The sequence below is a fragment of the Alkalinema pantanalense CENA528 genome, assembly GCF_050753345.1.
Lineage (GTDB): Bacteria > Cyanobacteriota > Cyanobacteriia > Leptolyngbyales > Leptolyngbyaceae > Alkalinema > Alkalinema pantanalense.
This window is the reverse complement of record NZ_JBLZFX010000140.1, coordinates 1-11,631: the sequence shown is the minus strand read 5'-3', so window position 1 is coordinate 11,631 and position 11,631 is coordinate 1. Positions and strand designations below refer to the sequence as shown.

Below are 11,631 nucleotides of genomic sequence, written 5' to 3'. Positions count from 1 at the left end.
CCCTCCCACCCATCCACCCCTGAAACTCCCAACCCTGACAACTGCTACTCCGCCCTCTACCCCCGCAGTTGGTTCGAGTACCGTCACCCCTTCCAGGTAGAAATCACCTGCGAGCAATTTTCTCCCATCCTGGCCCAAAACTACCAGGAAACCAGTTACCCGATCGCGGCTTTCCTCTGGACGATTCACAATCCCACCGAGGAGCCGATCACCGTTAGCATTATGCTGAGTTGGGAGAATCTGGCTGGTTGGTTTACCAATGCAGCCAAATCGCCGGATGTGAAAGTGCGGGATGATGGCAGTCCGGTCTATGAATATGTGCCACGCTTGGGAGAAAGTGCCGGAAATCGCAACCAGCTCATCGGCGACGAACATCGCATTGGTATTGTCATGGGCAATGGTACGAGCAATAGTAATGGTCATAATGTCGATAACGTCACAGCCAACGGTCCTGCGGAAGGGGATGGCGAATGGTCGATCGCGACTCTGTTAAATCCCCTAGCGGAAGTGACGTATCACACGCGCTGGAATCCGGCGGGGGATGGGGCCGAATTATGGCAAAGCTTTGCTAGCGATGGCACCTTGGCGCAGGTGGAGGACGAAACTCCCGCGATCGCCGGAGAACGGATTGGCAGCGCGATCGCGGTGAAAATCACTGTCCGTCCTGGTAAAACGCGTCAAATTCCGTTTATTTTGGCCTGGGATTTTCCAGTGATGGAATTTGCTGAGGGCGTAACTTACTTCAAACGCTACACCGATTTCTTTGGTCGCACGGGAACCAATGCCTGGACGATCGCTAAAACGGGACTGAAGCACTATGCCACCTGGCGCGATCGCATTGAAGCATGGCAGCAACCGATCGTGGATCATCCGGATTTACCCGACTGGTTCAAAATGGCGTTGTTCAACGAATTGTACGATCTGACCCAGGGGGGCGCATTGTGGACTGCTGCCAGTGAACTCGATCCCGTGGGACAGTATGCGGTTTTGGAATGTATCGACTATCGTTGGTATGAAAGCTTAGATGTTCGGCTCTACGGTTCCTTTGCGTTGCTGATGCTGTGGCCTAAGCTGGAAAAAGCGGTAATCTCTGCCTTTGCCCGAGCCATTCCCCAACAGGACGATCGCCGTCGTAAAATTGGCTACTATGCCACGATCGGTATGAACAGTCCCGAAGCCCTACGAAAAGTCAAAGGCGCGACCCCCCACGACCTCGGGGCACCGAACGAACATGTCTGGGAAAAGACCAACTACACCAGCTACCAGGACTGCAACCTGTGGAAGGATCTGGGTTCAGATTTTGTTCTGCAAGTCTATCGCGATTATTTACTCACGGGTGCAACCGATCGAGAATTCCTCGCGGAGTGTTGGGACGCGATCGTGGAAACTTTGCATTACCTGAAGCAGTTTGATCTCGATGGTGATGGCATTCCTGAAAATGGTGGCGCACCGGATCAGACCTTCGATGATTGGAAACTCAAGGGCGTCAGTGCCTACTGTGGTGGGTTGTGGGTTGCTGCCCTGGAAGCGGCGATCGCCGTCGGTCAAGTTCTTCTGCAATCGCCCACGGAAACCGCCTATACCACCGCCATTGAGCCCGCGATCGCCACCTTCCGGGATTGGTTGACTGCCGCCCGATCGGTTTACCACGACCAACTGTGGAACGGCGCTTACTACCGCATCGATCGGGAATCCGGCTCCGATGTGGTCATGGCCGATCAACTCTGCGGCCAGTTCTACGCTCGCCTGCTGCACTTGCCCGATGTCGTTCCCCCTGACTGCGCAAAAATAGCCTTGCAAACCATCTATGACGCCTGCTTTGTGCAATTTAACCAGTACCTCGCAGCCGGGGGAGCCAGTGGCAGTGATGGCCGTATTTCCGAGGGCGATCGTGCCTTGGGCAAATCCAGATTGCCGATCGGCGCAGCCAACGGCGTCAAACCCAACGGCCATCCGGAAAATCCCAACTCCACCCATCCCCTAGAAGTTTGGACGGGGATCAACTTTGGCTTGGCGGCCTTCCTCTATCAGATGGACTTCCGGCGAGAGTGCTGGGCGATCGCCGAGGCGGTTGTTAAGCAAATTTACAATAACGGTTTACAATTCCGCACACCGGAAGCCATCACCGCTAACGCCACATTCCGGGCCAGTCACTACCTGCGAGCCATGGCGATTTGGGCGATTTACGGCGTAATGATCGGCTTTTCTGAGGGCGATCATTAGACGGAACCCGTTACGGGTGTGAAAATGGGATATCTCAGTGACAATTGAGATGGCTCTGATCCCAATTAGATTCCAATCGGATCCCCAATTGAGTGATCAATGCTATAGATCCGAGCTATAGATCCGATCCTCCTCACCCTTTCCAAAGGAACCAATTCTTTGAAAGTCTCCCTTGAAAGGGGATATTGAGGGGAATCGCTATTCCGTTCTCCTCTCTCCACCTCCATGAAACGCTTTTTCTTTGTTTTGAGCTTCTTGCTGGGACTCTTGGTCGTGACGATGCCAGTGACTTGGCACGCGATTTCTGGGTTACACCCGTTTGGGTTAGAAAAGGCCAATGCAACTACGCCACCAATTTCCGCTGGGTTGCAAAAGCCGCTCTCTAAACCCGTGCCCAAGGCCGCTCCAGCTACGGCGCAAGGCCATTCCCTACCCAAAAGCTCCTCGGAGGGAGGCCCACCCCGAAAACCGCCGGGAGAAAGCGGTGAGGGACTGCCCTTGTTGCCCTTCGACCAATTGACCAAGGACACAAAGAAACTGGAGGGGCTGTTTACTCTTTATCGCCACGAGAAGACGGGCAAGCTATTCATGGAAGTGCGCCCTGAACAGTTCAATCAGAACTATTTGGCGGCGATGACCTTGGCCTCTGGAATTGGGGAGAGTGCCCTTTATAGCGGTATGCCCTTGGGGGATTTCATGTTTACCCTGCGGCGGGTGAACAATACCGTGCAGTTTGTCATTCCTAATACCTATTTCCGGGCGACGGCGGGCACTCCCATTCAAGGCGTGGTGCAGCGATCGTTCAGTGATTCCACCTTAGAGGCTCTGCCCATCCGCAGCTTGAATAAAGCTAACGAATCTGTGGTAGTGGAACTCAATCCCCTATTGCTGACGGATTTACCAGGTATCACGCCGATGCTGGTTAACTTTTTGGGCAGTCCCTACGCGATCGATCAAAGCCGAACGTACTTTGGTTCAATTAAACCGTTTCCACAAAATCTTGAAATTGAGTCTGTCTACGGCTACAGCGGTGGCATTGGGGGCATGGATATGCCCGCGTTTATCAATAACGTGCCGGACAGTCGGGCCTTTGACCTGAAGGTGCGCTACAGCCTGTCCAGCTTGCCCGCAAATCCCGCCTACCGTCCTCGCCTTGCCGACGATCGGGTGGGCTATTTCATCACGGCGTTTCAGGATTTTTCCGATGATACGTCCCGCTTGCCGTTTGTCCGCTATATCAACCGTTGGCATTTGGAAAAAGCCGATCCCAAAGCTGAGCTGTCTTCACCCAAGAAACCGATTACCTTTTGGATTGAGAATACCGTACCCAAGGAATATCGCGAGGCGATTCGCGATGGCATTCTGATGTGGAACCAGGCGTTTGAGAAAATTGGCTTTAAGGACGCGATCGAAGCCAAACAAATGCCGGACAATGCCGACTGGGATCCGGCGGATGTGCGGTACAACACGATTCGTTGGTTTGCTTCCACCGATGGTGGGTTTGCCCTCGGGCCATCGCGGGTGAATCCGTTGACGGGCGAAATTTTGGATGCAGATGTGTTGGTGGATGCGAATTTTGTTCGCTTTATGAAAAATGAGTTCCGCACTCTCGTAGAACAAAACCAAGAACGGAATTTACCCTTTGCGGCGCAACTGACGGGTAATGCCAATCTTTGTAACTATGGCCCTCGGGGGCGATCGCTCAAACAACACAACCAAAAGGACTTGCAGGAGAAGAAATTACCGCGACTGCGCTTTGGTTCCCATCAAATTGCCTACCAAGATTTGTGCTACGGCTTGGAAGGGGCGCAGCAGTTTGCCGTGGGTCATATGTCCCTGTCGCTGATGCAAAATGTGCTGCCCAGCAGCCCCGAAATGACGAAGTATGTCAATGACTTTTTGCGGGAATTAATTGCCCATGAAGTCGGCCATACCTTGGGACTGCGCCATAATTTCCAGGCGAGTGCCATGCTGAAGCCGGAGGAGTTGAATAATCCGGAAATCACCCATAAACGAGGGCTGGGGGGTTCCGTGATGGATTACAACGCGGTTAATTTAGCGCCCCAGGGTACGCCCCAAGGGGATTACTACACCCACCGCATTGGGCCCTATGACGAATGGGCGATCGATTATGGTTACCGGGTCAGTGATGCCACCACGACGATCGGAGAACGGGATTTTCTGAATAAAATTGCGGCGCGATCGGCGGAACCGGATTTGGCTTTCTCAACCGATGAGGACATGTTTTCCGCGCTCAATCCAAAGGTGAATGTCTTTGATATGAGCAGCGATTTGCTGACCTATTCCCAATGGCAAATGGACAATGCCCGCGCCATGTGGCAGCGCATCGATAAACGCTATCCCTTGCAGGGCGGCAGTTTTAATGATGTGCGGGTGGCGTTTAATGCGGTGTTTGGCTATTACTTCCAATATGCTTCGTTTTTAACGAATTATGTGGGGGGGCAATATTTCAATCGATCGCGCTATGGGGATTCTAAGGGCCGTTTACCGTTTGAGTCAGTGACGTTAGCGGATCAACGAAAGGCGTTGAACTTAATTCAGATGAATGTATTCAATGAGAAGGCATTCCAATTCTCGCCGACGTTGTTGAACAAGTTAGCGCCCTCCCGTTGGTCCCATTGGGGCGCAAATCCAGCGGTCTTTAAGTTGGATTATCCTATTTTGGATAATGTGTTGTTCCTACAAACGATTGTGATGTATGACTTAATGTCCTACGATCGCTTGTCACGTTTGCGGGATGGGGAATTAAAGAATCCAGAACAAACGCTCACGATTCCCGAATTGTTTGATACGATTCAGGCGGGTATTTGGGGCGATGTGATGCAATCGGGGGATCCCCTGAAGCTGTCGGGTCTGCGGCGCGCCCTGCAACGGGAATACCTGAATGTGATGGTGGGGATTGTGCTGCGGCAGGTGGAGGTGCCGGAGGATGCCCGAACGGTAGCGCGCTATGAGTTAAAGCAATTACGGGATGGCATTAGCCGAGGGCTGAAGCGGGTGGATGAGAAGGATGTGTACACCCTGGCGCATTTGGAGGAAGCCCGCGATCGAATTACAAAGACGTTAGATGCCCAATTGCAAGGCCAGTAAGTTAGACAACGGAAATTGAACCCGTTGAGATTACTAACCTCAATGCAAAATCCCCAGCAGAATGATGCCTGGGGATTTTTTATGCAAGTTGTTCAGATTGACAAAATAACGGTTTATCCGGGGAGTTTGGGGATTTGCCAAGAAATAATATCCCCTCTTCATCCCCCCACCCTCCTACCCTTTTACTCTACTACCCCCTACCCAATTGGGATTTTATTTATACGCTGTTCCCTTGGCTTGTTCAGATTTGCTGAGAACTTCAGCCATAAAGGCTTTTGCCCGTTCCATTGCGTTCGCATTGGCAATACAGACTACTTGAGCATTACTGCCACTCCGAATAATCAGATATTTGTATTTAAAAATGAAGTAGAGAACGATAAAAATGAGTCCTAAGCCAAAGACCCAAAGGGTGACAATACCGAGCACAAGTAACCAAGAGATGCCATCTTCGATAATTTCGGCAGAATCAACTTCTGAGAGCAGAACTTCGCAGTAGCGGGAGGCTACCATTTTGCGAGTTCGTTCAATCAGACGAGTTTCGCTGAGTTGGAGCGTGGTTTTTCCCATAAAGGCTGGGGAGAGAAAGTTATAGTAGCTATTAGCGGCTTGACCACTGATTTCTAAGAGGATCGTTTGGGAGCTATTCATAGGATTCACGTTGCTACAGGTGACTGTCAAACTCCATGGGTTTGACTGGAACTATATAACTCCATTGCAGAGGATTATATGCAAAAAGTTTTCAAATTTTGATTTCTATCCCTCAGCTATAAAAAATCTACGAAGCTTAGGGATTTGCAAAGAAATAATATCCCCTCTTCATTCCCCTACCCTCCTACCCTTTTACTCTCCTACCCCTACCCAATTGGGATTTTATTTATGCGCTGTTCCCTTAGGGGCACGAGTTTCCCAAAAATCTCGGCCAGTGTCTCGAACGAACCGTAGATACCTGATCGCCCCATTGGAGATCTAATCCTTGAGATCTAATCCTTGAGTCATATCAAATTGATGTATCAAGGCCACAAATCCGCTCCCTCTTGTTGAAGGAAAAAATTTAGCCAAATGCTTTAAAAATCCCCCTTATTAAAGATAAAGGGGGATTTAGGCCGATCGCTATGGGTTGCAATCGCAAATTGATTTGGTCTTACAAGCCTTGCAGTAAGATAGTTCTCTCTGTTTTCTGGTAGAAAACGATTTCGCTAAGCAGGTACTATTCTTGGAACGCTGAGTCATGGTTGACTTCAACACGAAGTGCCATGGGAAAGATAGTAGTAATAGATTAGGAGAATTTTTTACTAGCCTCTAGTTGCCATATCCGATTTAATCGATTAATTTGTCTTTGGCGGGCGGCTACTTTATATTTTTTATGTCCTGTGATCATTATCACAATCATTAATGGAAATAAAATTGAGACTACTCCGCTAAGAATTGTAGATTGAGTAAGATCCTCTTTTTGAGTAACTGGATGCTGCGATATAGATACTGTTGGATGATGTGATAGACCGTTATACATAGAGCTTTCTACTGAAATTGGGTAATGGGCATTAGATAAACATTCAACATTGGGAGATACATGCCCGATCGAACATTATCCGGAATGAGTGGGTTCACCAAGAAGTTGCTTCATCAGATGTATACAATTCATTTTTGAATTCTGTTCTAATATTTCTATTCCTGTGGAAAATTAGAACTTTACTCAGTCTTACAGTTTATTGAATCATTGATTTTTTCTAGTTGATTTGTTCTAGTTGTAGCCCTCAATGTCGGAGGTGCGATCGTGCGTGCTGTCCGTTGGAAAAACCAAAATCAACTGATTTCATAATTCTACTGAAAGACCATTGCACAAATCTTTGGTGCCAAGTCTCTCAATTGATCCAACTTTACAGTCCTTGTAAATCCAAACAACAAAAAATAATAACCTGTTGCTCTACTCCGCCTCCAAATTGCAACTGATTAAAGCTGTGACTAACTACCTGCGGGGACTGTCTTGTAAAGTACCAGAAAATCCCCTGCCATGTAATCATTTCAAAGCCTAAAGCTACCGCACATTCTGATGTCAAAGATTTTCGCAGGCACCATAGATGATTGACAACGCGATCGCACTTTCCACCTAGGGAATAGGTAAAGAAACAAGATCTAGTGCCATTAATGACAACGTGATTGAATGCGAGATAGTGAAAGCAGTTCTAATGCGGGTACATAGAAAACTAAATAGCTTAAAGCATGCCCACCCTTCTATTTTTCCAACGATCGCATCACCTGTGTCCAGAGACTATCGGGCAACAGTTTGCGTAGAGTCAATAGAAAACTTGCATTGCCCCCACCGGGATAGCGCAGCCGCCAACGACTATCTGTCACCGCGCGGTAAATCGCCTCGGCTGTCACTTCGGGTGGACTGCCAAACTCCCCATTTTGATTAATTTTTGGCAGCACTTTTTCGGCGTAATCATCATAAACCGTTAAATCTGCTTTCTTAGCTCGATTCATCGATCGCCCGTAAAAATCCGTTTTAATCGGCCCTGGTTCTATGATTTTGACCTTGATATTAAAGGGCCGCAATTCGTATTGCAATGCTTCGGAAAACCCTTCCACTGCCCACTTCGTGCTGTTGTAGAGACTATACAGCGGAAAGGCAATCCGTCCCCCGATCGAGGCAATATTAACGATCGTGCCCTGACGATTTTCCCGGAAGTGGGGCAACAAAGCTCGTGTCACAGCCATAAGGCCAAACACATTCGTCTCAAACTGCTGACGAATTTCCGCCTCAGAACAAGCTTCAAAGGCACCCACTAACCCAAAGCCTGCATTATTGACCAAAACATCAATGGTGCCAAACTTCGCGATCGCTGCGGCGATGGCAGAATCAATCGATGCTTGATCCGTCACATCCAACGGGAGACATAGTACGCTAGGCAATGCTGCGAGATCTACTGTTTTCTCCAGCGATCGTGCCGTAGCAACCACATTCCAACCCCGCTCTTGGAATAGCAAAACCGTTGCTTTGCCAATGCCAGAAGACGCACCCGTAATTAAAATCGTATTCGCCATAAAAAAAGCAGTTACTACCCAAAAACCAGCGTAACTGCTTCATCTTAGCTCGATTTATTCCGGTCGGGGGGATGGCAACGATCGGGATTCTGCTGTCAACTTTCGTTAAACCGAAATCCCAAAATAGGTCAGCACCAAATCCACATTCCCGGTATTCAGAACCTCATGTAACTCCCCAGCTTCCACCGCCACACAGGTTCCCGGCAGTAGTGCATAGCTTTCCCCATTGATCCGAATTTCCCCGATGCCCGCTTCCACAAAAAACACCTCGTACATATCTGCGTGGCTGTGAGCTACTGCTGACTGTCCCGGCGCAAACCGAGCTTGGGAAAAATTGGTCAAGTGGGGCACATCCGTCGATCGCAGCATGACTTGCTTGGTGATCTCAGGATTATGGGAAACCGGCTCACCGGAAATTTGGGACAGCGATCGATATTTCATCAAAACCCCTCCAGTGAACCGGACTCCTTAGCCTACCTAGCTAGGCAGGAACATAGACCTTTTGGTTACCCGCCAATTCAAAGGCCGAATGCACCGCTTGCAATGCCTTCACGCCTTCCGATTCCGCCACTACGCAACTGACCTTAATCTCCGAGGTGGCGATCATTTGGATGTTGATGCCCTCGTGGTGCAGCGCGTCAAACATCTTGGCGGCAATGCCCGGTTGCCCCACCATGCCTGACCCAACGATGCTGACCTTGGAGATCGCGCTATCCACGACAATTTCGCCACAGCCCAGATCCCCCTGGGCTTGCTCCAACACCTGCTTTGCGGCTTCTGCATCCATCTGCGCCACCGTAAAGGCAATGTCACGGGTCATGGTGTCACCCACCACGCGGCAGCGCTGGGACTGAATAATCATGTCCACACTGATGTTATGTTTTGCTAGCAGGGTGAAAATCCGCGCTGCCATCCCCGGTAGATCCGGTACATAGCGGATCGCTAAGCGGGCCTGCTTCAGATCCAACGCAACTCCCCGCACTGAAGGATTTTCTGCCTGATCTGCCATGGCCGCAGGATCCGCCTTGGTTGGCATGGCCGACGAGGTAATCTCAAAGGTACTACACAGGGTTGAGATCGCCCGATCCCGATCGTTCGCATCAATCACACAACTGACCTTGACCTCCGAGGTGGAGATCATCTGGATATTCACGCCTGCATCGGCCAGTGCCGTAAACATCTGCGCTGCCACCCCAGGCCGCCCAATCATGCCTGCGCCTGCAATGGAAATTTTGGCAATTTGTTGTTCTACCATGACATCCGCATCATCGGCGGGACTGGTACCCAGGGCGGGCAGAATTGCACTGGATACGGCCTCCGCTTTGTTGAGCGAGTCCTTTGTAACCGTAAAGGCGATATCATTTGTATTGCCTTCGTGGATGGATTGGATAATTAAATCCACATCCAAACTATGCTGGGCGATCTCACCAAACAACCGCGCAGCTACACCGGGACGATCGGGTACCCGCAGCAGCGCCACCTTGGCCTGATCCCCGTCAAATTCAACCCCATCCACTGGACGGGCCAACTCCAAGCCTTCGATCGATCGGGGTTGCGGCGTCGGCGACGTGACCCAAGTTCCGGGATCGTCTGTCCAACTCGATCGCACGACTAGGGGAACCCCATAGTTTCGGGCAATTTCCACGGCCCGAGGATGCAACACCTTAGCGCCTAGGCTGGCCAATTCCAGCATTTCATCACAGGTGATTTGGCCCATCAGTTGCGCTTCCGGTACCAGTCGGGGATCGGTGGTCAGAATTCCCGGTACATCGGTGTAGATCTCGCAGAAATCCGCTTTCAATGCGGCGGCTAGGGCCACGGCAGAGGTATCCGATCCCCCGCGACCCAGGGTGGTAATTTCCAAATCTTCTGTATTGCTAACGCCTTGGAACCCGGCTACCACCACGACTTTGCCTTCATCCAAGTGGCGTTGTAGGCGATCGGTACTGATGTTTAAAATCCGAGCACGGGTGTGGTGCGCTTCGGTAATAATCCCCACTTGGGCTCCGGTCATGGAAATCGCGGGCTGGCCTGCTTCCTGCAACGCCATAGACACCAGGGAAATCGACACCTGTTCCCCCGTCGCCAGCAACATATCCATTTCCCGGCGGCTGGGCGTTTCCGAAATCTCGCTCGCCAGCTTAACTAACCCGTCGGTGGTTTTGCCCATGGCTGATACGACGACCACCACGGAATTGCCTGCCTTAACGGTCTTAATCACCCGTTCAGCAACCGCTTTAATGCGATCGACTGTGCCGACGGACGTTCCCCCATATTTTTGAACAATTAGCGCCATACAACCAATAACCCCACACAACAGAGAAAACGGGCCTAACCCAAGAAATCTGCCTGACTGAGCTTACTACTTTTATGGTGACTGAGGATAGGAAAAATCGAGCGCTTCGATCGAGTTTTTTGGGGATTTTTCAAAAAAGAAGGAGGTGCTCAGAGAACACCCCCCGTGATTAATGCTGACAATCCTTCAAAACTAACGGTGAAATAATTGAGAAAAGGATTGAGTAGAGACGACTTAGCGCCAGAATTTAAGTGTCAGAAATTTAAGTGTCAGAAATTAAAAATCTGTCAATCTAGTATCGGTCTAGCCCTAGGCAGGACAAACGGGTTTGTCGTTGGCATTCAGCTTGATGGTGCCGTTGGCGGTTCCGTTGACATCAAAGGGAACTTGCTCTTCGCCCACCTGACGAACCAGGGCTGGCTTTTCCTTTAAGCAGGCACTGACCGCTGCGGCCCAGGCTGCAATATCCTTAGAATTTTTGTCGGTAATGGGCGTGTCGGTTGTGACGCTGGTGTCTTTCACCACTTTCACTTCGATCGGCAGGGTGAAATACATCGGTGCAACGGGTGGGGTGGGCAATTCTACCGATCGAGCCCCAGTAATGGTTTCTTTTTCTAGGGCAGGTGTTGTTGCAGTTGGCATATCAGCGGCACGGGCTGGCAGGGCGGTGTATCCCATCACCCCTGCGATCGCGCTCATTACAACCATCTGCTTCAATTGAATTCGCATTGTCAATCTCCTTTGCGAGTAGGTAGAAGTGCAAGACCTAAGAATCACACTTTCCCTGTCTAATTTCCCGGTCTGAGTGTAGCCAATCCGTCATCGGACGAATTGCGGCTATGGTTAGCCTAGTGGAGTGTCAGGATTAATTTTGTGAGTTTGAGCGAGAATGGATTTAGGATCTGATTGGTTCTGAAATCCACTCTTGTAGGAATATCGTATGGGCAAAGTGTACA

At 50.2% G+C, this 11,631-nt stretch carries 7 protein-coding genes; 2 read left to right on the top strand and 5 right to left on the bottom strand.

From position 1 onward, the window contains the following. Positions 1-2,223 (top strand): GH116 family glycosyl hydrolase (locus ACN4EG_RS25790; RefSeq protein ID WP_431633153.1); only part of this gene is annotated, 2,223 nt, incomplete at its 5' end. A 225-nt stretch (positions 2,224-2,448) separates the two neighbouring features. Further along, positions 2,449-5,334, top strand: coding sequence for a zinc-dependent metalloprotease (locus ACN4EG_RS25785; protein WP_431633152.1), 2,886 nt, complete (start codon positions 2,449-2,451; stop codon positions 5,332-5,334). A 213-nt stretch (positions 5,335-5,547) separates the two neighbouring features. On the opposite strand, the gene ACN4EG_RS25780 is transcribed toward ACN4EG_RS25785, so the two are convergent. The 5 genes from ACN4EG_RS25780 to ACN4EG_RS25760 all read right to left on the bottom strand — a co-directional run bounded on the left by ACN4EG_RS25780 (position 5,548) and on the right by ACN4EG_RS25760 (position 11,404). Further along, positions 5,548-5,982, bottom strand: coding sequence for a hypothetical protein (locus tag ACN4EG_RS25780; RefSeq protein ID WP_431633151.1), 435 nt, complete (start codon positions 5,980-5,982; stop codon positions 5,548-5,550). Between the two features lie 1,584 nt (positions 5,983-7,566). Continuing rightward, entirely contained in the window at positions 7,567-8,379 is an 813-nt protein-coding gene (locus ACN4EG_RS25775; protein ID WP_431633150.1) for an SDR family oxidoreductase, read from the bottom strand. Between the two features lie 105 nt (positions 8,380-8,484). After that, positions 8,485-8,820 (bottom strand): cupin domain-containing protein, encoded by a 336-nt coding sequence (locus ACN4EG_RS25770; RefSeq protein WP_431633149.1) that lies wholly within the window; start codon positions 8,818-8,820, stop codon positions 8,485-8,487. A gap of 40 nt (positions 8,821-8,860) precedes the next feature. Further along, positions 8,861-10,675, bottom strand: a complete 1,815-nt coding sequence (locus ACN4EG_RS25765) for an aspartate kinase (protein WP_431633148.1) — start codon at positions 10,673-10,675, stop codon at positions 8,861-8,863. A gap of 309 nt (positions 10,676-10,984) precedes the next feature. Continuing rightward, on the bottom strand, positions 10,985-11,404 hold the full coding sequence (locus tag ACN4EG_RS25760) for a hypothetical protein (protein WP_431633147.1): 420 nt from the start codon (positions 11,402-11,404) through the stop codon (positions 10,985-10,987). Positions 11,405-11,631: the final 227 nt, after the last annotated feature.

Excerpts from the sequence above, each read along its gene's own strand:
- ACN4EG_RS25765 (WP_431633148.1), bottom strand. The coding sequence starts at position 10,675 with ATGGCGCTAATTGTTCAAAAATATGGGGGAACGTCCGTCGGCACAGTC.
- ACN4EG_RS25770 (WP_431633149.1), bottom strand. The coding sequence starts at position 8,820 with ATGAAATATCGATCGCTGTCCCAAATTTCCGGTGAGCCGGTTTCCCAT.
- ACN4EG_RS25780 (WP_431633151.1), bottom strand. The coding sequence starts at position 5,982 with ATGAATAGCTCCCAAACGATCCTCTTAGAAATCAGTGGTCAAGCCGCT.
- ACN4EG_RS25775 (WP_431633150.1), bottom strand. The coding sequence starts at position 8,379 with ATGGCGAATACGATTTTAATTACGGGTGCGTCTTCTGGCATTGGCAAA.
- ACN4EG_RS25785 (WP_431633152.1), top strand. The coding sequence starts at position 2,449 with ATGAAACGCTTTTTCTTTGTTTTGAGCTTCTTGCTGGGACTCTTGGTC.
- ACN4EG_RS25760 (WP_431633147.1), bottom strand. The coding sequence starts at position 11,404 with ATGCGAATTCAATTGAAGCAGATGGTTGTAATGAGCGCGATCGCAGGG.